The 22,459-nt window shown below is 60.2% G+C and carries 37 protein-coding genes; 36 read left to right on the forward strand and 1 reads right to left on the reverse strand.

Annotated features, from left to right (window positions below; all coding sequences use genetic code 11):
• Positions 1–773: 773 nt before the first annotated feature.
• From AEQ27_RS03965 to AEQ27_RS18515, 5 genes are all read left to right on the forward strand, one after another.
• On the forward strand, positions 774–1,040 hold the full coding sequence (locus AEQ27_RS03965) for a hypothetical protein (protein ID WP_161805475.1): 267 nt from the start codon (positions 774–776) through the stop codon (positions 1,038–1,040).
• A 121-nt stretch (positions 1,041–1,161) separates the two neighbouring features.
• The gene (locus AEQ27_RS03970; RefSeq protein WP_161805477.1) at positions 1,162–2,454 is read left to right on the forward strand and encodes a tyrosine-type recombinase/integrase; all 1,293 of its coding nucleotides are present in this window, start codon (positions 1,162–1,164) and stop codon (positions 2,452–2,454) included.
• Between the two features lie 76 nt (positions 2,455–2,530).
• On the forward strand, positions 2,531–2,854 hold the full coding sequence (locus tag AEQ27_RS17010) for a hypothetical protein (protein ID WP_152970131.1): 324 nt from the start codon (positions 2,531–2,533) through the stop codon (positions 2,852–2,854).
• Between the two features lie 235 nt (positions 2,855–3,089).
• Positions 3,090–3,641, forward strand: a complete 552-nt coding sequence (locus AEQ27_RS17015; RefSeq protein ID WP_152970132.1) for a hypothetical protein — start codon at positions 3,090–3,092, stop codon at positions 3,639–3,641.
• Positions 3,642–3,810: 169 nt separating this feature from the next.
• Positions 3,811–3,945 carry a hypothetical protein gene (locus AEQ27_RS18515; protein WP_255349749.1) on the forward strand — a complete coding sequence of 45 codons (135 nt, stop codon included), beginning with the start codon at positions 3,811–3,813 and terminating at the stop codon, positions 3,943–3,945.
• Between the two features lie 207 nt (positions 3,946–4,152).
• Here the strand turns inward: AEQ27_RS18515 and AEQ27_RS16385 are convergent, their stop codons facing one another.
• Positions 4,153–4,398 carry a helix-turn-helix domain-containing protein gene (locus tag AEQ27_RS16385; protein WP_152970133.1) on the reverse strand — a complete coding sequence of 82 codons (246 nt, stop codon included), beginning with the start codon at positions 4,396–4,398 and terminating at the stop codon, positions 4,153–4,155.
• A gap of 92 nt (positions 4,399–4,490) precedes the next feature.
• Between AEQ27_RS16385 and AEQ27_RS03975 the strand changes: the two genes are divergently transcribed.
• The 31 genes from AEQ27_RS03975 (at position 4,491) to AEQ27_RS04075 (ending at position 22,401) form a co-directional block, all read left to right on the forward strand.
• Positions 4,491–4,712, forward strand: coding sequence for a hypothetical protein (locus AEQ27_RS03975; RefSeq protein ID WP_054145487.1), 222 nt, complete (start codon positions 4,491–4,493; stop codon positions 4,710–4,712).
• Positions 4,709–4,906 (forward strand): hypothetical protein, encoded by a 198-nt coding sequence (locus AEQ27_RS03980; protein ID WP_054145488.1) that lies wholly within the window; start codon positions 4,709–4,711, stop codon positions 4,904–4,906. Before AEQ27_RS03975 ends, AEQ27_RS03980 begins: the two co-directional genes overlap by 4 nt.
• 495 nt (positions 4,907–5,401) lie before the next feature.
• Positions 5,402–5,704: a hypothetical protein gene (locus AEQ27_RS03985; protein ID WP_152970134.1), complete on the forward strand. Its 303-nt coding sequence runs from the start codon at positions 5,402–5,404 to the stop codon at positions 5,702–5,704.
• Positions 5,701–5,952 carry a hypothetical protein gene (locus tag AEQ27_RS03990; RefSeq protein ID WP_054145490.1) on the forward strand — a complete coding sequence of 84 codons (252 nt, stop codon included), beginning with the start codon at positions 5,701–5,703 and terminating at the stop codon, positions 5,950–5,952. Before AEQ27_RS03985 ends, AEQ27_RS03990 begins: the two co-directional genes overlap by 4 nt.
• Before the next feature lie 148 nt (positions 5,953–6,100).
• Positions 6,101–6,253: a hypothetical protein gene (locus tag AEQ27_RS17690; protein WP_161805479.1), complete on the forward strand. Its 153-nt coding sequence runs from the start codon at positions 6,101–6,103 to the stop codon at positions 6,251–6,253.
• Positions 6,250–6,543: a hypothetical protein gene (locus AEQ27_RS03995; RefSeq protein ID WP_054145491.1), complete on the forward strand. Its 294-nt coding sequence runs from the start codon at positions 6,250–6,252 to the stop codon at positions 6,541–6,543. Before AEQ27_RS17690 ends, AEQ27_RS03995 begins: the two co-directional genes overlap by 4 nt.
• A 338-nt stretch (positions 6,544–6,881) precedes the next feature.
• Positions 6,882–7,280 carry a hypothetical protein gene (locus AEQ27_RS04000; protein WP_152970135.1) on the forward strand — a complete coding sequence of 133 codons (399 nt, stop codon included), beginning with the start codon at positions 6,882–6,884 and terminating at the stop codon, positions 7,278–7,280.
• A gap of 397 nt (positions 7,281–7,677) precedes the next feature.
• Positions 7,678–7,806, forward strand: a complete 129-nt coding sequence (locus AEQ27_RS18520) for a hypothetical protein (RefSeq protein WP_255349750.1) — start codon at positions 7,678–7,680, stop codon at positions 7,804–7,806.
• Positions 7,807–7,920: 114 nt separating this feature from the next.
• A complete protein-coding gene (locus AEQ27_RS17695; protein ID WP_161805481.1) occupies positions 7,921–8,088 on the forward strand; it encodes a hypothetical protein in 168 nt (55 codons plus the stop codon).
• Positions 8,085–8,762 (forward strand): lambda exonuclease family protein, encoded by a 678-nt coding sequence (locus tag AEQ27_RS04005; protein ID WP_054145493.1) that lies wholly within the window; start codon positions 8,085–8,087, stop codon positions 8,760–8,762. The genes AEQ27_RS17695 and AEQ27_RS04005 overlap by 4 nt, the downstream gene beginning before the upstream one ends.
• Before the next feature lie 2 nt (positions 8,763–8,764).
• Complete coding sequence (locus AEQ27_RS04010) at positions 8,765–9,316, forward strand: hypothetical protein (protein ID WP_152970136.1); 552 nt, start codon at positions 8,765–8,767, stop codon at positions 9,314–9,316.
• Positions 9,313–9,486, forward strand: a complete 174-nt coding sequence (locus AEQ27_RS17700; protein WP_161805483.1) for a hypothetical protein — start codon at positions 9,313–9,315, stop codon at positions 9,484–9,486. The genes AEQ27_RS04010 and AEQ27_RS17700 overlap by 4 nt, the downstream gene beginning before the upstream one ends.
• Positions 9,483–9,848, forward strand: a complete 366-nt coding sequence (locus AEQ27_RS04015) for a hypothetical protein (RefSeq protein WP_054145495.1) — start codon at positions 9,483–9,485, stop codon at positions 9,846–9,848. Before AEQ27_RS17700 ends, AEQ27_RS04015 begins: the two co-directional genes overlap by 4 nt.
• Entirely contained in the window at positions 9,845–10,540 is a 696-nt protein-coding gene (locus tag AEQ27_RS04020; RefSeq protein WP_054145496.1) for a DNA cytosine methyltransferase, read from the forward strand. Before AEQ27_RS04015 ends, AEQ27_RS04020 begins: the two co-directional genes overlap by 4 nt.
• Before the next feature lie 140 nt (positions 10,541–10,680).
• The gene (locus tag AEQ27_RS17020) at positions 10,681–11,430 is read left to right on the forward strand and encodes a hypothetical protein (protein ID WP_152970137.1); all 750 of its coding nucleotides are present in this window, start codon (positions 10,681–10,683) and stop codon (positions 11,428–11,430) included.
• Positions 11,431–11,453: 23 nt separating this feature from the next.
• Complete coding sequence (locus AEQ27_RS04030; RefSeq protein WP_152970138.1) at positions 11,454–11,810, forward strand: hypothetical protein; 357 nt, start codon at positions 11,454–11,456, stop codon at positions 11,808–11,810.
• Positions 11,807–12,088 carry a hypothetical protein gene (locus AEQ27_RS17025; RefSeq protein WP_152970139.1) on the forward strand — a complete coding sequence of 94 codons (282 nt, stop codon included), beginning with the start codon at positions 11,807–11,809 and terminating at the stop codon, positions 12,086–12,088. The genes AEQ27_RS04030 and AEQ27_RS17025 overlap by 4 nt, the downstream gene beginning before the upstream one ends.
• Positions 12,085–12,531, forward strand: a complete 447-nt coding sequence (locus AEQ27_RS04035; protein ID WP_054145499.1) for a single-stranded DNA-binding protein — start codon at positions 12,085–12,087, stop codon at positions 12,529–12,531. Before AEQ27_RS17025 ends, AEQ27_RS04035 begins: the two co-directional genes overlap by 4 nt.
• A gap of 492 nt (positions 12,532–13,023) precedes the next feature.
• Positions 13,024–13,689 (forward strand): hypothetical protein, encoded by a 666-nt coding sequence (locus AEQ27_RS04040; protein ID WP_054145500.1) that lies wholly within the window; start codon positions 13,024–13,026, stop codon positions 13,687–13,689.
• 513 nt (positions 13,690–14,202) lie between these two features.
• Positions 14,203–14,541 carry a hypothetical protein gene (locus AEQ27_RS17030; RefSeq protein WP_152970140.1) on the forward strand — a complete coding sequence of 113 codons (339 nt, stop codon included), beginning with the start codon at positions 14,203–14,205 and terminating at the stop codon, positions 14,539–14,541.
• 15 nt (positions 14,542–14,556) lie between these two features.
• Entirely contained in the window at positions 14,557–15,951 is a 1,395-nt protein-coding gene (locus tag AEQ27_RS17035) for a hypothetical protein (protein ID WP_152970141.1), read from the forward strand.
• A gap of 4 nt (positions 15,952–15,955) precedes the next feature.
• Entirely contained in the window at positions 15,956–16,192 is a 237-nt protein-coding gene (locus AEQ27_RS04050; protein ID WP_152970142.1) for a hypothetical protein, read from the forward strand.
• A 2-nt stretch (positions 16,193–16,194) separates the two neighbouring features.
• Complete coding sequence (locus tag AEQ27_RS04055) at positions 16,195–16,440, forward strand: hypothetical protein (protein ID WP_054145503.1); 246 nt, start codon at positions 16,195–16,197, stop codon at positions 16,438–16,440.
• A 149-nt stretch (positions 16,441–16,589) separates the two neighbouring features.
• Positions 16,590–16,901, forward strand: coding sequence for a hypothetical protein (locus AEQ27_RS04060; protein WP_054145504.1), 312 nt, complete (start codon positions 16,590–16,592; stop codon positions 16,899–16,901).
• Positions 16,898–17,386, forward strand: a complete 489-nt coding sequence (locus AEQ27_RS04065) for a hypothetical protein (protein WP_152970143.1) — start codon at positions 16,898–16,900, stop codon at positions 17,384–17,386. The genes AEQ27_RS04060 and AEQ27_RS04065 overlap by 4 nt, the downstream gene beginning before the upstream one ends.
• Before the next feature lie 390 nt (positions 17,387–17,776).
• Positions 17,777–18,208 carry an HNH endonuclease signature motif containing protein gene (locus tag AEQ27_RS18685; RefSeq protein ID WP_161805485.1) on the forward strand — a complete coding sequence of 144 codons (432 nt, stop codon included), beginning with the start codon at positions 17,777–17,779 and terminating at the stop codon, positions 18,206–18,208.
• Positions 18,171–18,446 carry an HNH endonuclease signature motif containing protein gene (locus tag AEQ27_RS18690; protein ID WP_152970144.1) on the forward strand — a complete coding sequence of 92 codons (276 nt, stop codon included), beginning with the start codon at positions 18,171–18,173 and terminating at the stop codon, positions 18,444–18,446. Before AEQ27_RS18685 ends, AEQ27_RS18690 begins: the two co-directional genes overlap by 38 nt.
• A gap of 123 nt (positions 18,447–18,569) precedes the next feature.
• Complete coding sequence (locus AEQ27_RS16400; RefSeq protein ID WP_082383229.1) at positions 18,570–18,884, forward strand: hypothetical protein; 315 nt, start codon at positions 18,570–18,572, stop codon at positions 18,882–18,884.
• The gene (locus tag AEQ27_RS16405; protein ID WP_082383230.1) at positions 18,835–20,313 is read left to right on the forward strand and encodes a hypothetical protein; all 1,479 of its coding nucleotides are present in this window, start codon (positions 18,835–18,837) and stop codon (positions 20,311–20,313) included. Before AEQ27_RS16400 ends, AEQ27_RS16405 begins: the two co-directional genes overlap by 50 nt.
• Entirely contained in the window at positions 20,310–21,734 is a 1,425-nt protein-coding gene (locus AEQ27_RS04070) for a phage portal protein (RefSeq protein ID WP_054145506.1), read from the forward strand. The genes AEQ27_RS16405 and AEQ27_RS04070 overlap by 4 nt, the downstream gene beginning before the upstream one ends.
• Entirely contained in the window at positions 21,718–22,401 is a 684-nt protein-coding gene (locus AEQ27_RS04075) for a hypothetical protein (RefSeq protein ID WP_054145507.1), read from the forward strand. The genes AEQ27_RS04070 and AEQ27_RS04075 overlap by 17 nt, the downstream gene beginning before the upstream one ends.
• Positions 22,402–22,459: the final 58 nt, after the last annotated feature.

The raw sequence follows: 22,459 nt of genomic DNA on the forward strand, positions 1-22,459 counted from the left end.
GAACCGAGAACCCACTGATTAAGAGTCATACGGATTCCGCAGATATGGTTGACAAATAGTCGGATCTGGGTGATATGGTTGCAAATGTGCCGGTGCGAGACCGCCCGGAATTTAGTCGCTGGCTACACCAAGCGGCTACACGCCAAATTAACCCCCGCAGGAGATTGCACGAATGTTTTGGAGAAGCAAGTGACCGAAGAATTGGCTCCTGGCTGTGCATGCGGCGTGTGTGACGCAGCTTGCTCAATGGCTATGTTCCGGCCCTGCTGCGGAGCGTGCATGCAGGACGGGCCGTTCCGCATCGACGGTTACGACCCAACCGCAGCATGGCAACTCGCTCAGAGCCACTAATCCCCCGCAGGAGCAAGCACAAGTGTTTTGGAGAAGAAGATGACCGAGTTTCGCTACATCTGTAAAGACTGCGGCGTGACTTGCACGACAGATACGCGAGCCCTTTCCCATGTTGGGAACACCGATCACCAGATGCTGAAAGTGACCCAGCCTGCCCCTAACCACCCCCACGAGGAACACCGATGAACCGGAGAAGAAAATGAGCGCCCAGGCAACAAAAAGTGGGTCTATTAGTGTGCCGAAAACGTTCGATGCCGAGCAAGTGTCCTGGTCCTACAGGCATGGCGTCATTGCCGGGATGCGGGCACGGGGACGCGGCCTCCCGAACCAGGGACACGCTTATGTGATCGCACCGAGCAACATGCTTCGCCTAGCGGACCGTGTTCAACGCGAATACATGCGCCGGCACCCAAAAACTGACAATGCCCCCCACGACGAAAACCGATGAACCGGAGAAGAAAATGAGCGAAACCAACACCACTCACCAGTACGCCTGTTCCCTCCTCGAGTACGCCGTGGAGGAGCCGATCAACGGCGACACGGACCACTACACCCGAGGCGCTTTCAAAATGGAGAGCGACGCCCAGGAGTGCGCCGCAAAGCTCAACGCCGCCGACCCTAACGCACCGTACCCCTACAGGGTCGTGCGCATCGGCACCCTTCACGGCAAGAACCTTCACCACGCCTAGGCAAGGCACCGAAAGTCAAGAAGCACCACCATGCACGGCACGAACAGAAGATCCGCACCAGTCAATGGGGACTGGGCCAACGGCAACGCAGACAGTAAGCAGTACAAGAAGGAGAACCAAGATGGGCCGAGGTCAGGGTGAAGGGGCGCTCTTCAAGGATGCCCGCGGTTTCTGGACCGCGACCGTCGAGCTGCCCCCGAAGAATGGAAAGCGCCGGCGAAAGGTAATCAGGTCGAAAGACAAGAAGGTTGCCCGCGACAAACTCGTCAAGATGCAGAAGGACCTGTCTGAGAACGGTGACATGCCCACCTCGTCGATGCGGCTCGAGGTGTGGTTGCGGCACTGGTTCAGGGACATCCAGGCACCCCGCATCGCACCGAAGACTATTGCCGTGTACCGGACAATGCTTGAGCAGTACATCATCCCCAGTATTGGAAAGTACCGTCTCGACAAACTGTCGGCTGAACATGTGCGTCAGATGCACCGCTACGTCACCGACCAAGGACTATCCCCCACGACCGCAAGCCAAGCGCACCGTGTCCTGTCCATTGCGCTCCGTGACGCCGTACGTGAAGGCCACGCAACCCGGAACATCGCCACGATGGTCGATGCCCCCAAACGTGCACGCACCGAACTGGTCACCCTAAACGCTGACCACGGCATCCAGATCATGCAGACCGTCTCACAGGACCGCCTCGGGTCGCGCATTGCCGCCGCTCTCCTGACTGGTGCGCGTCAGGGTGAACTCATCGGCCTCGAAATCGACCGCGTGTCCGACGTCCTCGACCTGTCCTGGCAGTTGCAGCGGTTCAGTTGGTCCCACGGTTGCGAGAAGCTCGAGAGCGGCAAGCCCGCCTGCGAGTACAGCCAAGGTGCACGTTGCCCCCAACGTCACCTCGAAGCACCCATCGACCGTGAATACCGGCATCTTGAGGGCGGGCTGTGGCTGTCCCGGCCCAAGTCCTCTGCCGGCTGGCGCATCGTGCCCCTTGTCGACCCGCTCAAGTCCATCCTCGAGCGTCGTATCGAAGCGTCCCTTTCCGAGCCGAACCCGCACGGTCTCGTCTGGACTGCCGACCCGCAACTGAATCGCAAAACAGGTCAGCTCGAACTCGACGGCGGGCCACTCGACCCATCACGGGACAATAAAGCCTGGCACGCCGCACTGAAACGTGCCGGTGTTCCCGATGCGCGCCTCCACGACGCACGTCACGCAACCGTCGACCTCCTCTACGAAGCCGAAGTCCGTGAAGAACTGATCATGGAGATTGTTGGCCACTCGACAGTTGCCATGAGTCGCAAGTACCGATCGCGGGGAAACAAGGACCAGTTGCGGGCTGCGATGGTCAAGATGTCACAGCAGTTCCTAACCTCAAATCCGACCGCCGATTCACCACATTTGGGGATAGACTAGCCAAACAAGAAAGGCCAGATCAGGTAGCACTGATCTGGCCTCACCCCATCAACTGACCTACCAGAGAGGGGCTGTCATGCAGTCTACCGAAAAGACGCCCAAACCGTTCTCGATGACCATCCACGGAATTGAACGCGATCTCGAACGCACACCAAATGGTCGTGGTGGCGAAATCCGGCACAGTCCGAGCACGCCCGGCTGGGGTGGTAGCGGTTGCTACGGCGACTACCTGCTCAGGGAATGGCGCGAACTCGAGGACGCCCTCGCTGCCGAGCGTGACAGGGCCGACCGGGCAGAAGCGCGAGTGGCCCAAGCTTGGCGCGAAGGAGTTCGTCACGCCACGGGGGAAATCTCTCCTGACGTCAGCGCGAACCCATACCGCTCCGAGGCCACCGCATGACCGCCCTCGTGTTGTGTCTTGGTTGTGGCACTGAGTTCCCTGCCGGGTCGCCGCAACCAACGAACTGCACCTCATGCCCGGACACCGATTGTTTCGTTTGCGGAGGGGTGAACCGTTGGTCCGTTTCGCAGTACTGCTTCTGCTGGGAAAGCGTAGACACCCTCGCAGACGCTAAATCCGTGTTCTCACTTGACGGAACTCTAAATGTCGCAACAGACGGAAAGCTGAGCATCGCATGACCGACACCACGCCTGACACTGAGTGGGACCTACTCGTCGAAAACGCTGAACGGCTAGGCCAGGACAACCCGGAGTCGTGGCAGTTTTCTGCGTACGAGGTCAAGCTCGCACTCACTCGACTCGCCGATGTGACCACTGAACGAGACCAAGCGCAACAACAACTTGCTTTTGATTGGAACCAGTTTGCCGCACCCGGCGGAGTGGATCTTGTGGCCGCGTATCAAGCATGGATCGATTGGTACAACGCGGACAAGCAGGGCGAGGAAGACACCCACAGTCATGGGCTGGTTCGCGAATACGTTCTCAGTCTTATTACCGAACTACAGAAAGCCCGCAAGGCTCTCACGGACGATGATTTGCGGGATCGTGACACGGTTCCGATAGTTGAGTACGAGGAAGCAGTTGTCAAACGTGAGGAAGCGCTAGCCTACGCGCGTCAAAAAGACCAGCAGATCGGGGACGCACCACACGGCGTCGGCTGCGCGTCAGGAACGATGGCCAACGTCGACGAGTTCTACCCATGCTCATGCTGGAAGGCGGGGCTGTGAACGACATCTTGCACACATACCCATCCGACGATCTCATAGAACACGACACCGATGGTGGCGACTGCCCATGCGGCCCGACCACCGAAGCTGTCCCGCGAGACGACGGCAGCTACGGCTGGCTAATCGTTCACCACTCACTGGACGGTCGTGAGAAGAAAGAGGCAACTCAATGAGTGACCTGGTGACCGAGTTGCGGGAGATCGCTTCCACCTTGCCCACAAACGGGCAGATTCACACTGTGCTGTACGCGGCAGACCTGATTGAGGAGAACCGCAATGATCGTCTGCGAGTGTCGACCAATTGAGAATTACTAATCGCCGCCTAGATCTAGCAACAAGCTGTGACGGTCTCAGCCTGGGTTCGACTCCCGGGGCAGTACGAGGGGCGAATGCGCGATCCTGTATCCAGTCGGGTGAACGTAGCAACTGTCTAGGCAGGCTGACCACCTGGCCCTTCAACCTGGTCAATTAAAAGCGCCCCACCTCATCCGAGGTGGGGCGCTTTCGTGTGTCTACCCATCTTGCTCAGCTCGTTTCACAGCCGCCTCCACCAACGAGACCGGGCTGACACCAATGGCGTCCGCAATCAGGTAGAGGCGAGAGACGGGGATGTCCGAGCCGGCGAGGATGCGGGTCATGGTTCCGGTGGAGAAGTTGGCTGCTGTTGCAACCTGTTCTGCGGTCATGCCCTCTCGTACGTAGGCGGCTTTGATTTCGCGGCCTAGGGCGCGGTTGATCTGTTCTTTGGTAGCTGGCACTAATCAACTGTACCGGGTTGTCCACCACATTTGTTGAAAAAAGATGCCGTACGGGCTTGCACTATCAAGATCTTGAGGATTAGGATCAAGATATGAGCAGAAGAACCCACACCGCCACAGTCATCCAGGACATCAAGTCCCGCATGACTGCGACCGGTACCGATGGACACAAGGTAGCGCAAGCCGCCGACATCACCATCGCCGACCTGAACGCACGCCTCCAAGGCACGCACGAGTTCAACGTCGCCGAACTGGTGACAGTCGGCGGCTTCTTTGCTTTCACCCCCGCACAACTATTCACGGAGGCAGCATGAGCGACACCCAGCTCGACAAGCTCGCCTACTCGATCCCCAACTTCGCCAAAGCAGTCGACCTCTCCGAGACGACCGTACGTGAAGCGATCAACAAGGGCGACCTCATTCCTAGCTACCCGGCGAAGAAGAAGCCGATCATCCCCACCGACGAGGCCAAGCGCTGGCTAGCAGCACTCCCCGTCGAAAGACCGTAGCCAAACAGCTACTTCGTCCGTCATGCAGCGCCTACGGAAGGCGCTAATTGGCGCGCCACAAACACATACCCAACGGATACGCCCGTCATGCACTGATCGGCTCCGACCCGCTGGCACACATAAGACGACCGAGAACCCGCCTGCCAGGTGCAGGGGCGGGGTGCGGTCGGCGGAAAGTCTGGCCGGTATGTCCCGGCAGCAAAGTTTCGCCTTATGGGGCGTCGTAATCCGTAGGTCCGGTACGCCGGTTGACGTCGAAGGGCAGCCCGGATGGTCGTAGCGCGGTTCGATTCCGCGCCGGGCACTAGCTGCGTGTCGACCCGAACCCCACGCAGCTTTCACGTAACCGCAAGCACACAGAGGAGAAGGACATGGATTACCAAACGCGAAACGCCTACCGACACCTCGTCATGTACCTGCAGTACCACTTCAAATGGTATGCCGTCGACAGCCCCATCAGCGGAGACGAACTCGCACGTCTGAAGGTAGGCCACCGTGCCTAGATCCCGCAGAACCAACCCGGACACGTCGCACGAAGCTGCCGAGACGGTGTGGTGCCCGACCGAGGTTGAGGCGACCGTCCTCGACATTGTCCGCCAGCACGGCCCCATCGCCGACGATCAGATCTACCGCCACTACATCCAACGGTCGATCCGCACCGGGCAGGTGTTGCCCACCCCGCAGTCGGTTCGTAGCCGGCGCAGTGAACTCGTCGACGCCGGGTTCATTGGTTGGTCTGGCCTGTACGGCCTGACCGAGTCTCTGCGTCGCACCCGCGAATGGAGCGCCGTCCTGTGAGAGATAGCTACGACACCTACCTCGTCCTGCAAGGAATTCAGGAAGAAGCGTTCGTCAAGAGCGCCGTATATTACGGCACCTTGCTGGACTATTTGCCAGGCACGACCGTCGACTACTTCATCGACGACATTGACGCAGCCGAGCAGTGGGCTTCAGATGGTTACGAGAACTGGCGCAGTGGGTCCACCGCAGAAGAACTGTTCGTTCAGGCGCATGAGTACGCCAAGGAAGCTCGGGTGACTTGGTGACCCCGCACCCTGAGTACGGTTTCCGCCGCACCCCGGAATCGCACATCACCTGGACCACCGAGGACGCTGCACGCCGTGTCTGCTTCGACTACGGGTACACGCTGCTCGTCCGGGATGTCTCAAGTCCGCGGGTTGCGAGGCAGCGTCGATGACCGTCATGCCGTACGAGATCCGGGAATGCAAAACCGGCTCCTACTACTCCTCAGCACCCACCCTCGAGCTTGCCCACGACACCTGCGACCGACTGTTCAGGACAACGGGCAGGTACTTCGTCATCCAGACAGTGAAGGACTACGCATGACTGTTCTGCTCCGCCTCGACTACACGCCCCTCGAAACGTACGAAACGACCGAGGAGCAGAAACTGTACGCAGCGATGCACGCAGTCGGTCGGGTACCCAACGAAGACCTCGCCGAGATCTGCGCCATGTTCGGCCTCCTCGACATCGAACCCGCACCCATCCCAGACGACACGCCCCTGTGCCGCAACGGACGCCACCCACTCACACCCGACAACATTCGCACCAGCATCGACGGCACCAAACGCTGCCGGATCTGCGAACGCAACTACCGCACAGGGGAAAACAGATGACCCCACACAGAAGCATCCGCACGGCCCTCATGACACTCCTCATGGGGGCTTTGCTCATCGCCGGCTGGGCACTCATCACCGAACTGCACACACACAACCCCGCCGCGTGGATGTTCCTCGGAGCAGTCATCGGCGTCGTTGTCATTGCCCCGGCCTGGGCATGGCTAACACGGGCCGCGAATGGCTAGCTCCGGCCAACTCGCCCACACCCGGACCGAATACGTCCACTGCCAAGCCTGCGACCACTTCGCCCGCGACGACGTACACATCGACCCCGAAATCAACCTCTGGGCATGGACCTGCCCCGTATGCACCACTGAGACGAGAGAAGAACTGCGATGAATGAACCGACGGCAGAGCAGATCGAGGCATGGCAAACCCTTTGGTCAACCACTTTCGAGCACAACCCGGGTATTGCTGCTGCGATAGTGGAGCTGAAAAGCTTCCTGCCCGACGCGCTCACGAATCCGCGGCCCGTACTGCCGGAGGAACAGGGCGAGTACCGCTCGGCGTCGGGGCATCTTTGGTGGCTAGATTCTGGCGGCTGGCACAACACGCGCGGTTCGTGGCTCGACAGCCACGCGCGCAAATACGCCCCCTTCACCCGCCTGGTCCCGGAACGACCGCCCGTGACTTTGTTCGAAATTGCGTGTGCGTACCAAGACGCGACCAACGACCACATGATCGAGGACGGGATCAAGGCAATTGCCACCCTCGTAAACGGCACCCGCGCATGAGCATCACCGCTCTGACCTGCACCCACTGCGACTACACCACCACCAGTGTCCAAGCCGCAGACAGACACGAAGACACCCGCATCGGACACGTTGTCGAGTACGCGCATGGGTAACCCGCCCTACGACCACTGCCCCAAATGCGGCCTCAAATCCGACCGCACCTGGCTCAACCTCTACACCGGTGACTACACCGGACGCGCATGGGGCGGGCACTGCACAAGACACGGGCAATGGGCAGAAACATCCCCATGCAGACCCCGCCCAATCGAGCAGGACAACGCATGACCTCGACCCGCACCTACCTCGCCGCCCTAGTCATCCTGACCGGGGCGGTCCTCGTTAGTGGGCAGTACGACATTGTGCTGCTGCCCGTAAGCAACTACGGAACGGAATGAACATGACCAATTCCTCCAAGATCACGAATGACAAGATCCTCGAAGAACTCGTCAAAGCCGGAATTCCCGACACGCGCCTCTGGGACGCCATGATCGCCGTCCGACGGCTCCTGGCAGCGAATCATGACTGACCCGGCCTACGGAGAACTCATCTTCGAACGGGCACAAGAGATCCAGGACGTTTGGGGCTGCGACTACGAGGCGGCTTTGTCACGCGCACGCATCGAACTTGGGAGGAGAAGTAAATGAGCAGCCACATCAACGTACTTACCCAGGCCGTCGAAACCGGCGAATGGTTCCCGGTCATCAGCTACTACCCGCTCTGCGACATCCAACGCAAACGAGCCAGCGAAATGGTGGACGCGCTCAGAACGCTCGGCCTCAAAGCCAAGAAGCAAGAGGTTGGCACATGACACTCACCATCTACGAGACGCTCGAGCAGGGTTCGGACGAGTGGCTGGCTGCCAGATGCGGACTTGTCACCGCCAGCACTGTCGGCCAGCTAATCACCGCCAAGACGTTCAAGCCCGCCAACAATGACACGGCACGCGCACTCACCATGCACCTCGTCGCAGAGAGAATCACTGGCTACGTCGAACCCACCTTCGTCAGCCCCGACATGGAACGCGGCAACTGGGACGAACCCATCGCCCGCGACCTCTACTCCGAGCACTACGCCAAAGCCGTCGAGGTTGGATTCATGACCAACACCTTCGAGGGACACACGCTCGGGTACTCACCGGACGGGCTAGTCGGCTCGGACGGGCTCATTGAGATCAAGAGTCGCCGACAGAAGAAGCAACTCGCCACCATCCTCGCCGACGAAGTGCCCGCCGAGAACATAGCCCAAGTGCAGGCAGGACTCATGGTCAGTGGGCGTGCATGGCTCGACTACGTGTCTTTCTGTGCGGGTATGCCGCTCTACAGGAAGCGCGTATTCCCCGACCCGCGCTGGCAAGTCGTCATCATCGACGCCCTCACCCAATTCGAGGAGACGGCGGCGCAGATGATCGACACCTTCCATGACCGCACCAAGAATGCGCCCAAGACAGAGCGCGTCCCCGACATCGCAGGAATCGAATTCTAACCATGGACATCACTCAAGCCCTGGCCCCAAACAGTGACCAGATCGACGCCATCGAACTCGTCGAACCACGAACATTCACCATCGACACCGGATCACGCATCGGCAAGCGAGACAACAAAACAGTGGCCGAGATCCGACTCGTTGAAGTCGACCGGGTTTGGCGACCTAGCAAAGGCATGCTCGACGTCCTCGCCGCCTGCTGGGGCACCAAGGGTGACCAGTGGCCCGGAAAGCGCGTCACCCTCTACAACGATCCCGATGTGATGTTCGGAAAAGACAAGGTCGGGGGCGTGCGCATTAGTCACCTCTCAGACATCCCCGCCGCCCGTGACATCCAGATCAGAGGCGCAGGAGCCACCGGACGCAAGCGGTCATGGCACGTCGAACCACTGCCCACCATCGCCCGACGCGACTGGCTCGCAGAACTCGCCCTCGCAGCCGACAACCCCGACGCGATCGGCGCACTCGGCAAAGCAGCATCCGACGCAGGGGCGGACGCAGCAACCATCAGCGCAATTCGGGATGCGTGGAACAAGGCCAAGGAGGGTCAGTGAAGCACCGCATTGAACCATTTAACGGGCCTATCCCGTTCCCGGCTGCTCATGCACTCATGGGTAGCGAGGTAGTCAAAACGTTCCTTGGTTTCACCAAAGCGCATGCTGTCGGGCGGGCGTTCATGTGGGCGCGCAAGGTAGACGCGAAAAAGGCCGAGGAGGCTTCATGACCTGGGCGCTCACCTTCGACTACCCGTCACCCCCGATCACAGCTAACCAACGCCACCACTGGCGCAAAAAAGCGGCCCTCACCAAACAGGTAAGGGCCGCTTCCAATTTGCTCGCTAAGTCCGCCGGCATCCCAGCCATGGCGCGATGCGAAGTCAGCCTGATCTGGTTCGTCAGCACCAAGCATCGACGTGATGCCGACAACGTCGTGCCGACACTAAAGGCCATGTGTGACGGCCTCGTAGACGCCGGAATCGTGCCCGACGATACGCCCGCCGAGATGGTCAAACACATGCCCGAAGTCGTCTACATGGGGCCGGGGAAGAAGCCATACATGCAGCTCGCCATTGAGGAGATTAGATGATCAAGCCAATCATGATCGACTTTTTCTGCTGCCAAGGAGGAGCTAGCCGCGGATACTACGAGGCGGGCTTTGACGTGCTGGGCATCGACATGGACCCCCAGCCCCGCTACCCGTTCCCGTTCCTCCAAATGGACGCCATCAAAGCACTCAAGAACTTGAACATGGGCATCGGCCTCACCTTCCGCGGTCAGGGCCGTGAAGTCACGGTCTACCAAGAGGAAGTAGCAGCCCGACATGGCTCACCCCCATGCCAGGCCTTCACAAACGCGCAGAAGATCCAGGGAAACACGCACCCAGATCTTGTTGCGCCAACCCGGGAACTGTTCGAAGAGACCGGCATTCCTTGGGTAATTGAGAACGTACCTGGCGCTCCACTGCGCGACCCGATCATGCTGTGCGGACCAATGTTTGGGCTTGAGACGTACAGGCATCGCCTATTCGAATCAAACATCGACCTCACAGCACCTGAGCACGCAGCCCACACCGTGCCCACGACCAAGATGGGCCGTATCCCGCGCGACGGCGAGTTCATGCACGTCGTTGGCAACTTCTCCGGCGTTGAACGAGGCCGCGAAGTCATGGGCATGCCGTGGGCAAACCGTGACGGGCTACGAGAGGCCATCCCGCCGGCGTACAGCGAGTACGTCGGACGCGAGCTGATCGCTCACATCAAACAGAAAGTCAACTCATGACAGTTCGTGCCGCCTACGACCCGACCATTCCCGGCTGGGTGAAATGCGACTGCGATCACGGCCTAGACCATCGGCTCGATTACGAACCCAGGCTCTACAGCAGTGGTCGAGCAAATGCATGACAAGAGAGGAGGAACCACATGGCGAAGGACGAACGGCTCTACGGAAGATTCACCCTGGACTTCGCTGACAGCCCGAAGATCGCGCCTTTGTCCGATCTGGCGTTCAGAACCCTTGTAGAGATGACTTTGCACTCCCGCCGGATGCTCTCGGATGGGTTCGTTGATGAGCGGATTGCGAAGAAGAAATGGAAAACACGAGCGTTAGCCGAACTTTTGTCTAACGACCCCGTGAAACCGTCGCTGATCGAAACCAGCGGCGGTTTTCTCATTCACGACTTCGGTGAACACCAGCAAACCCGCGCAGATATTGAGAAGAAGCGGGAAGCGGGCCGAGCAGGTGGTAAAGCACGTGCTCAAGCACATGCTTCAGCAGGTGCTACGGCACATGCTCAAGCACCTTCCAAGCTAACAACAGAGACAGAGACAGAGACATCTACTTCTAACGAAGTAGATAGACCACGCAAGCGTGGATCACGTCTTACAGAGGCATGGCTCCCAAGCTCCGAACTGGTGTCACAGGTCAGGCCAATCGCCCCTGACGTCGACCTCAAGGACCAGACGGCACGGTTCGTTGACTACTGGATTGCACAACCAGGGCAGAAAGGCGTCAAGACCGACTGGGATGCCACCTGGCGGAACTGGATGCGGAAACAGCAGGACGAGATGAAACCCAACAGAGGAAGACCCACCCGCACCCAAGAGACCCTGTCGATCCTCGAGATGGGTCAGGAGCTGATGGGTGACCAGCAGAAGGCGGTAGGCCAGTGAATGTGCAGGAAGTCGCCGCAGTCGTGGCGAAGATCAAGCTCGGAGACAACCGGGCGGTGGACAAGCTGGTCATCCAGGAATGGGAGAACAGCATCGGTGACCTCCCCTACCAGGACGCCATCGAGGCGGTGACCATGTTCCGGCGTGAGTCGGATGGCTATTTGCAGCCGGTGCACATCATCCGGAACGTCAAACGTATTCGGGAAGACCGGTCGCAAGGGCAGGGCATCGCAGCATCTCACGTTGCTCACCCTGCCTCGAAGCCGGCGAACTGGGCGGCGATGTGCAGGGCTTGGAACAACGAGGCTGCATGGTCACGAGAGCTGGACGTGTACCGCGCTCAGCTTCGTGCTGAGGGCTACCAGGGGGTCATGCCGTGACCGACGACGCCTGGGACACCTTCGTAGCCAGCCTCAACCCCCAAGCCCTCGAGCAGGAACGGATGCGCCCACCCACTAACCCTGAACTGGAGCGCCCAGGTGGTGCGGAAGACAACCGGATGCGGTCACGACACCAACAGGTCGTGACCGTCTTTTACGCCTCCCTGTCCGGGCACATCACCGGCCTACTTGCACCACTGGAAGCACTCGAAGCCCGACTCATCCGAGACCGGGAAGAACAGATCGCGGCATACGCGAAACGAAAGGCAGCAGCATGAGCAAAGCAACCATCACCGTCGAGGGCCTTGTCACGAAAGATCCGGAGATGCGTCAGGCAGCCGGGAAGAACGTGGTGAGCGTCGACTTGGCACATACCCCGCGCAAGAAGGAAGGCAACGAGTGGGTCGATGCTGGTGAGACGATCTGGTTCCAGGCGTCGTTCTGGGACCGTGAAGCCCAGCCGATCATGGACTCGGTTCGTAAGGGGACGCTGGTCACGGTCACTGGGCAGCCGGAACTGAATCTCTACCAGAAGCAGGACGGCACCCCTGGCGTTTCTGTCCGCATCAAGTTCGGCACGCTGGGCATCATTCCCAGAGCCGCCTCGAACGCCCAGCAGAACGCGCCACAGGGGCAGCAGGGATGGGCGCAGGCTTTCCCCGTACAGACGGCAGCACCCGACGCATGGGCCGCTGACCACAACGCTGAGCTGCCTTTTTAGCCATGAGGACACTCGCGCCCGCTGAATACCTCGGCCAAGACCTATGTCCCAAATGCGGCGATGACGGGAGCGGAACACGTTTCTGGATCTGTGCAGACACAACGCCATCTGGGAAACACTTCACGCACGCCGAGTCATGTGCCCAGTACCACTACGGCGAACTCTGCAACGCATGCGACGCCGAGCTAAGGGCTGAGTTCGGTGACTAAGCCCACCGTTTGCACCGACCCAACGTGCCCGTGTTGGCGTCGTCTATCCGATCACGTATGCGATGACTTACTCCGCCACGAGGGGAACCTTGAACGGCGGACCGAGATGAAGGTGAACCATGACTGACCCGCGGACCGAAGCTGCCCGCATTGGCTTCTGGGATGAAGGAATCGGCGCATGGGCCGACAGCCCTAACCAGGAGCATTCGAACAACATTAGCGAATGGGCAGAGGCGCTAATCCGGCGAGCCATGATCTTGCCGCCCACCCGAGAGGACGACTAATGACTGAGGAAGACACTCCCCCGCCGACGTTCTGGGATCTCATCACCCGGCTCACGTCCGCCGAGAACGGCCTTCTGCCTCAACTGCAGGAGGCCGTTTTTGGTGGCATGGAATCCACCGGTGGCAGTAGCGCTTTCGGGTCGAAGCCGCCCATCGACACCGCCGCAGTTGACCTGCTCGAGCTGATCGGGCACCAAGCCGCAGAAGCACTCGCCACAGTCGACGGCAGACCGACGCCGTACGGCAAGCCGTGGGAGTACATCGAACAGTGGGCCAAACTTGCCCGCGAAGACGACGTGGTCAGAGTGCACGCGCCGGCACTCACCACCGACCGACAAGTGTTCCGCCAGCGAATTGAGACAACAGCGTACCGTCACGCCGAACGCTGGGTGTCGCAGGTGGAAGCGTTCTTCGACCCGCCCAAGGTCGCCCAACTTCTCGCCCCGTGCCCCAACTGCGGCGTCGAAAAGGTCGCCCGCATCATAGACGGCGAAACCATCCACACCTGGGCACTCGTCATGCGCCGCGACAGGGCAACCAACGAAACCATCGACGTCTATTGCCAGCACTGCACTGCCGAATGGCCCAGACGCACTTTGGTCACCTTCGCTGGCGAGATTGGCATCGACGTAGAGGGGGCAATGCAAGCCGCCCTCGCCACCTAACGCAACACGCCGTGCGAACAATGTTGCGCAGACACTGTTCGCGCGGTTATAGTTAGGTGCTCGCTACAAGTCTGCCCAGTGCAAGACAGCGAGATTGTTCCCCGTCGTGATCCGTCACTGGCGGGGATTTTTGTTGGTCGCCCCATCCGGAATGCCGCGAAAGCTAGCGCCGGCACTGGGGCGACCACAACCTCTTCGCGATGGTCTTTGCCGGACCAGCCATCGTGTCGCATTAGACCGGCTGAGCGGTTTCATGCAGTGGCCCGCCAGGTGAACCCAAGCAAAGCTGCCGCCCAGCCTAGAAGCGGACGGATGCAGTAGACCGCTAACGTCCGCCGTGATGCCCGTGACCAGCCGGGACATTCGTCCGCTTCTAGTGCATAAATACTTCCCGCCGCGTCACACGCACTTACGAACTGCCGCCCTGGATAACCGCAACAGCGAATCCGGGAGAGCGGCGACAATCCACAACGGGGCGTCGAGCGGGAACACTCTCACAGAAGGAGACAGATCATGGCCCTTGACGCAACTGGCGCACGATCCGACGCAGCAACCGGCGTCATCACCGCAGCCACCCACGCCGCCGTGTACTCCACCGCCCCCACTGGTGGCGCTGCAGGCACCGCGATCTCGGGTGTAGCACGGCAGCCGATCACCTGGTCGTCCGTGACCGATGGTGTCGCGACTGCTTCAGTCACGTTCTCGGGCTTCCCGAACAACACCACCGTCGCTGGTGCCGGGCTGCACTCCGCTCTCACGGGGGGCACGTACAAGTCCGGCGGGGCCATCACGCAGCGGACCATGCTCACCGGCGACACGCTCACCCTTGCGCTTAGCCTCACCATCTCCTAGTCGTAAGGGGCGAGCATGACGCTCAAAACCCTCGACTTCGAAACCGGGCCAGAAGGTACCGCGCTCAGCACCAGCAACAGTGGTGCGTCACAGATCAACGCCGCATCCGGTGGCTCAGCCAGTTTCGCCAAAGACACTGTTCGCGTCGGCCAGCTCGGTGCAAGGTTCACATCCGGCACCAACGCACTCGCCATTGGACGATTCAACGCCACAGCCGCAAACAACACCCTCTCGGTCGGCGTCGTCTTCCAACACAAGCAGACACCCTCGCTGCTCACCGGCATCCTGTCGCTCCGACACGGATCAGGTGTCGCAGGGCGCATCAACTGGAACCCCGACAACAGCCTGAGCATCGTCGACAGCGGCCTCGGAAACACGCTCACCATCGCAACCGGACTAACCCCCGGCGCGAACTACGAGCTGAGCATCCGAGCCAAGTCCGCAACCACCACGACCGGCACCATCACCGCCGTCCTCTACAACAACGCAGGCATCGAGATCGGGCGCGCCACCTCAAGCGCCTACAACCTCACCGCCAACACGCTCGCAGCCGTCGACGTCGGAATCATCAACACCAACTCCACCGCCGGCACCATCGTCGCACTCGACTACCTGCAACTCGACGACGGCAACGCAAACGAACTGCGGGCACCCAGCGCGGGCACGAACTACCAGGGCACACTCGCGCTTACAGGCACAGGGACGCTCGGTCAGACCGGCACTGCTGCCGGGGCTGCCACGTTGCCGCTCACTGGCGCTGGAACGGTCACGCAGGCCGCAACAGTAGCCGGGACAAGCGCTGCTGCACTCACCGGATCTGGCGCTCTTACACAGGCAGCCACGACCGAAGGCAGCAACGCCCTCCCGCTCGCAGGATCTGGCGCACTTGCCGAGACCGCCACTGTTGCAGGCTCGAGCAGTGCGCCGACAAGTGGCACCGGCACACTCGGCATCACAGCCACCACAAACCAAACGGCCAGCCTCAACCTCACTGCAACCGGCAGCCTCGACATGGCAACCAGTGCGGCAAGGACTGCGGCTGTTGCTCTGGCAGGTAGCGGAACGTTCGCTGCGACATCGGCTGGTGGCGCACAGACTGCGCGGCTAGACCTCGCGACGGTGGGCAACCTCGAAGTAAGCAGCAACGTCGCCTACACCGGATCGCTCAACCTCACCAGCGAAGGCACGCTCGAGCTGACTGTTGGCGGCACGGACCATTACGACCTGCTCGAACTTGCAGGCACCGGGTTGTTCACGTTCACCGAGCTGGGCAAGCAGCGGGACATCACAGTCACCGCCACCATCCAGCCACGCGCATGGGCAGCCACAGCAACCGCACGCAGGTACGCAGCCACACCACAGCCACGACGATGGGACGCACATGCCAACGTACCCACGCGAAACAACTGAGTTCGTGCACGTGGTCGTCGCCGTTGATGGTCAGGCCGTGACTGACGGGGTGGCATTCAGTGTCGTGCCGCGGACCACAGCCAAGCCGCGACCCAGCACCTGGACGCCCGCCGTTGTCATCGACGGTAAGACCGGATGGTTGCTCGAACCCGGCGAACCCGGCGACCTGCAGATATGGGCGCGCGTCACCGACAACCCCGAAGTACCCATCCTTGACTGCGGAATCATCACGAGGAGCTGAGCATGAGTGACGCCACCAAGGACGCACTTGAGTCAGCCCTAGCCGCACATATGGCTGACGAAGCTGACGGCCCAGTCATGCTCACCGGGTACATCCTCCAAGCCTGCGGGCAAGGCATGAACGAAGACGGCAAATGGGCCACTATCTACACCGGCCTTGAAGACATGTCGATGATCGTTGCACAAGGGCTACTTGCTTACGTCAACGAAAACGTCAACCGGCTTAGCTTCGGGGAATGGGACGACTGATGTGGCAAGGGCCGAATGACTGGGATTGACTGGCGCTGCGAAGTCTGCTCCACGCGATACGTCGTCGGATCACTCGTAGCCGACTGTCTCACACGCCACGAGAAAGACGCACTACACATCACGGACTAACCAACCGGGGGAAACACAGCATGGCCGATCAAACCATCGGCATCGAACAAATCGGTGCCTACGAAATCCCACTCACCGCCGGCAACGTCACCAAGATCACCATTGCCAACCGGTACAGCTTCGTGTCCAACCGGGTGCAGATCAGCGTCCACGACGCATCCATGCCCATCTACGCCAGGCTCGGCAACCAGGTCAGCATCAAAGACCCCAACGCCCAAGTCATCGCACCCGGCACCTGGCTCGAAATGCAGACAGGGTACGGCGACAGTGGATCATCCGTCGTCTCTCTCATCAGTGCAGCAGACGCAACCGTGAGCGTGGCCCGCGTATGAACCGCGGACTATTCGGCATCGTCGACGGGCCGTTAAAAGCGGCAGTGAGTATCGCCCAAGCCACAGCAGACAACGCGCGGCAGATGGTACTCAACCGCGACCCACGACTCACGTCACTCGACAGCGCAGTAGCTGACGGCGACAGGCAGCACGCAGCCATCAACAAGCGCATCGACGACCTGCCCAAGCCAGTCTCGAGCACCGTGCAGATCGAATACCGCGACGGGGTGGCCGTGCCTGCTGTCGCCTCATTGCTCGGGATCAGCGCCACCGTGGACGTCACGATCACCTGGCCCAATGCATTTACTGACACCAGCTACATCGTCACGCCACAAGTCAGCACTGCCGTCGCTGGACTGGTCGGCAAGACAGGTGCCACCCTCAAGACCAAGACCACCACCGGGTGCGTGGTGACCGTGACTACAACTGCGCTGATCGCGGCTGGCCAAGCAACATTGTCTGCGGTCGCATACCGCAAGAGCTAAACTAGAAGCGGCCTCAACAAGTGCGTCAACACTTGCGAGGCCTGACCCATCCATTGAGTAAGCAACGGAGTGGCTATGCCCCAGTCTACCTGCAGTGTCGACAACTGCGAACGCCCCATCAAGAACAAGGCACGCGCCCTGTGTGACCCACACTACAAACGACTCTGGCGTTATGGCGACGTACAAGCCAACGTGCCAGTTCCGCCTAAGCGAATGCCTGTTGTTCCCGTCAAGGACTATGCGGACGGAACGCGAGAGTGCCAAGCCTGCCACCTTAGGCTTTCCCTTTCGGAGTACCACGTCGACAAACAATCACCCCTCGGTCGCCGCACCCGCTGTAAGACGTGCCGAGTTCAGGTAGAGACTGCTCGGTATTACGAAGACACCGAGATGGTCAAAGCTCGTGTCGCAAAGTACCGCGAATCAAACCCTGAGTTGATTCGACAAAGGGAAGCAGACCGGTACGAACGCGATAAAGACAAGCGCCTGGCAATCGCTATTGCTCAGTCTCACGTACGACGAGCACGCATACGAAACCAAGGGTTCGAGCGGGGCGTCACCGTGCCAGCCTTGCGCAAACGTGACGGCGACCACTGCCACTACTGCAACGTGGGCATGCACTTCGGGCGGTCTGGCCAAGGCACCCGCCCTCGGAACATGGCCACCCTCGAGCACAAGCAGGCCATCGCACGAGGCGGCAGCCACACCTTCGACAACTGCGTCCTTGCTTGCTGGGCATGCAACATCGCCAAGGGTGCCAAGCCGTACCCGATGGAGGATGGACATGGCCACGAAGACAGGGCGAGGGAGTGCGCAGGATAAGAAGGACAGAGCGCGCATCAAGGCCATACGCGCTGCCTGCCACATATGCGGGGAAGCCATCGACTACGAAGCTGGCTGGCTCGACCCTCGATCATTCGTTGTAGACCACGTGATCCCGTTGGCCAAACAAGGGCCAGACACGATGGCCAACAAGGCTGCAGCTCACAGAGCATGCAACAGCAAGAAGCGAGCAAGACTAGTGGCACCGATCATCAAGAGAAGCGGTTCGCTCAAGTGACATACAAGATGCGCGAATTAGCGACGCGTCTTGGGTGGCCATCCCCCTCCCCCACCCCCTGCCTAAACACCCTCCGGGGTTAGAGAACGTACATTTTGCCCATTTTTTCCACTTGGAGGTTCCATGGCCACCAAGCGAAATGGGAATATTAGGGCGGTCACTGACGCGGATATTCCAGTTCCAGCCGCCCCGCCAAAGACAGTCAGCGAAGCCGCTGAGTCTGGTGACCACCTGGAGCTGCTTATTTCGCTTCGTCGTCGGGTTGCCGAAACTGTTCAAGATCCGAATTGCCCTGCTAGGGATTTGGCCGCTCTCTCTAGGAGGCTCCAAGAGTTGGGCAAAGAGATCGCCTCACTTCAGTTGAAGGCGAAGCAGGAGGCTGCGGAAGATGGCAGCAACAGCACCCCAGACGAAGAATGGGACGCCGAAGCTATCTGAGGTAGCGCGTCACGTGATTCTGCCGGCAGGCGTCGCCTCGACGGGCTGGCCTGCTGTTCGGGACAAATGCGCTGACATGGGTCTTGCTTTCGACAGATGGCAGGACGGTGTTGGCCGCGCAATTCTGAGCAAGCGTGCTGACGGCAAGTACGCCGCCACAGTTGGCGGCGTGGCCATGTCAATTGCCCGACAGACGGGCAAAACGTACACGCTTGGTGCGATTGTTTTCGCCCTGTCTCTTCTGTTTCCGAATACGACCATTCTCTGGACTGCTCATCGGTTGAAGACGGCCAAAGAGACGTTCAAGTCAATGCAGGGCATGGCTAATCGCCGCAAGATTTCACCCCACGTTGATCAAGTTTTCACAGCCGCTGGCGCGGAGGAGATCCGGTTCCGCAACGGTTCCCGGATCATGTTTGGTGCCCGCGAGACAGGCTTCGGCCGAGGGTTTGCCAAGGTCGACGTCGAGGTGTTCGACGAGGCGCAGATCCTCACGGAGCGCGCGCTCGACGACATGCTTCCGGCCATGAACGCTTCCCCGAATGCACTTGCGATCTTTACGGGCACCCCTCCGCGTCCCATTGACCCGGGGGAAGTCTTCAGCCGCATGCGGCAAGAAGCTCTCGCGGCAGGTTCTGGCAAGGGCGATGGTCTGTACATCGAGTTCAGCGCCGACCGGGACGCATCACCTGATGACCACGAGCAGCAGCAGAAGGCAAACCCTTCTTATCCGCATCGCACGCAAATTGAGTCCATCCAGCGGATGCGAAAGCAGCTTTCTGAGGACTCGTTCCTTCGCGAAGGTATGGGCATCTGGGATGCCGACTCAAACCACCGGGTCATCTCGGAAGAAGTTTGGGATGCTCGAGCGGATGCAGCTTCGATGGCAATTGAGCGCATTACGCTTGCGGTCGATGTTCCTCCGGATCGGTCAATTTCTTCGGTAGCTCTCGCGGGGCAACGGGCTGATGGGCGTTGGCACGTGGAGCTGGATGAACAGCGCAAGGGAACCGATTGGATCATTCCCTGGATTCAAGAGCGTGCAGCAAAGAACAGGCTGCACGCTGTTGTGGTCGATGAGATGTCTGGGCTTGTAGAGAAGCGCCGGGACCGGAATTACCTGATCGGCACGGATGTGCTGGTCACTCTTGCTGCGGCGGAAGGTCGAGACATGGCTATTGCGTGCGCAAAGTTCTTCGATGCGGTGGCGGACAAGAGCGTTTTCCACCCGAATCAGCCGCAAGTCAACGCTGCTTTGTCTGTTGCGAGGAAGCGTCCACTTGCTGGCGCATGGGCGTGGAACCGTAAGGACACAGCTTCGGACATCACGCCGGTAGTGGCTGAAACTCTTGCTCTCTGGGGCGCTCAGAACGACAACGTGCAGCGTCCTACGCGGCGCTCTGGATCTAGGACGGCGGTGGTTCTGTGAGCGAGAAGCTGAACGTGCCGCAGTTGTCTGATGATGAGTCGCGGACGCTGAATCATTTGCTTGAGCAGTTGGATGAGAAGCGTGAGCGGAATCTGATCCGTTCGAGCTATTACGAGGGCCGTCGTGCGCTGAAGCAGGTTGGGTCGGTCATTCCTCCTCAGTACGGGAAGCTTGGCCTTGCGCTGGGTTGGTCGGCTAAGGGTGTGGATGGCCTGGCTCGTCGTTGCAATCTCGAGAAGATGGTTTGGCCGGGTGGCGATCTTGCCGCCCTTGGCATGGACAGGCTCGAGGACAGCAACTACCTGAAGTCGGAGATTTCGCAGGGTCGTACCGACTCTCTGCTGCACGGCGTCTCGTACCTGATTACGACTCGTGGCAATGAGTCGCTTGGTGAGCCGGCTGCTCTGGTGCACGCTCGTGATGCACTGAACGCCACGGGGGACTGGAATGTGCGTACGCGTCGGCTGGACAACCTTCTGTCGGTCACGTCGCGCAAGGATTCGAACGTCACCGGCTTTGTCCTGTATCTGGATGGCCTGACGATCAGTGCGGAGAAAGACGGCAACCGTTGGGTTGTCGACAAGTCGGATCATGACTTCGGCGTCCCTGTCGACCCGCTGGTGTACCGCCCCCGGTCGTCGCGGCGCATGGGGCGCTCGAGGATTACGCGTGCGGTCATGTCGACGCAGGATGCGGCTCTGAGGACGCTGGTGCGTCTTGAGGCGCACATGGACATCTACGCGATCCCGAAGATGATGCTTTTGGGTGCTGATGAGTCGATCTTCAAGAATCCGGATGGGTCTCAGAAGGCGTCTTGGCAAATTGCTCTTGGGCGTGCGTTCGGTATCCCGGACGACGAGGATGCGACAAACCCGCGGGCCGACGTGAAGCAGTTCGCTGCCGAGTCTCCTGAGCCGCACCTGGCCCAGTTGAACGCGCTTGCGAAGCTGATGGCTCGTGAGACTGATTTGTCGGATGCTGATTTCGCTCTGACGGATATGGCTAACCCGACTGCTGCTGATGCGTATTCGGAGGCTGAGAAGTCTTTGCTGGCTGAGGCTGAGGGTGCGACGGACGATTGGTCGATTCCGGTTCGCCGGACGGTGACTCGTGCGCTGGCTATCCAGAATGGGCTGTCGTCAATTCCTGATTCGTGGGTGTCGATTGATGCGAAGTGGCGTGACCCGAAGTTCCTTTCGCGTGCTGCTGCTGCTGATGCGGGCGCTAAGCAGATCGCTTCGGTGCCGTGGCTTGCTGAGACTGAGGTTGGTCTTGAGCTGTTGGGGCTGGATGAGCAGCAGATCAAGCGTGCGATGGCGGATAAGCGTCGCGCGTCTGGCCGTGCGGTCATCGCTGCCCTGAACCCGGCCCCTGCCCCCGTGACGACTCCTGTGGTTGCGGCTGATGCCGTCAGCGCGTGAGTCACGGGCGGCGCTGCAGCTTCTGACGTCTGATGCTCTGGGCGCGACTGAGGATCTGTTCTCGAGGCTGAATGGCTCTCCTGAGCAGCGCCGGCTGGTGTTGCTTGAGACGGTTCCTGGCCTGATCGATTACTACTCGGATGGGTCGGCTGCTTTGGCTGCTGATCTGTACGAGGAGGAACGAGACCAGGCGGGCGTCACGAAGTTGTACGCGGTCGAGCCGATTGTGGATGACCGGGTGGTGAAGCAGCGGCGTGGAATCGCGTGGGCTGCTGACCCTCTGTTCTCTGAGACTGATGTGGCTGCGGCGTCTGTTCTGGCCTTGTCTCGGTTGTCAGAAATTGTGCAGCCCGAGGTTGCGCGCCCATACAGGTCAACGATTCTGGGGAATCGTCGCCAGGACCCAGAGGCGATCGGTTGGCAGCGCGTGACTAATGGCGGCTGTCGGCTGTGCCGCATGCTCGCTGCGCGCGGGGTCGTCTACAAGGAAGCAACGACCCGTTTTGCGGCGCACCCTAACTGCCATTGCACCGCCCAGCCGGTCTTTCGTGGCGGCGACGTGGGGGAAGAGGCGGATGTCTTGCAGTACGTCGCTAGCCGCCGTTCTCGCTCTCCGCAGCAACGAAAAGAGTTGCGCGAATACCTGTCCGAGTTCTTTCCGGACTAATCAAGCTACCCCGATGGGGTGAACGTTACGGCCACGTCTAAGGCCGGTCTGATGTGCG

It is taken from the genome of Frigoribacterium sp. RIT-PI-h (genome assembly GCF_001297205.1).
In the GTDB taxonomy this organism is placed as follows: Bacteria; Actinomycetota; Actinomycetes; order Actinomycetales; family Microbacteriaceae; genus Frigoribacterium.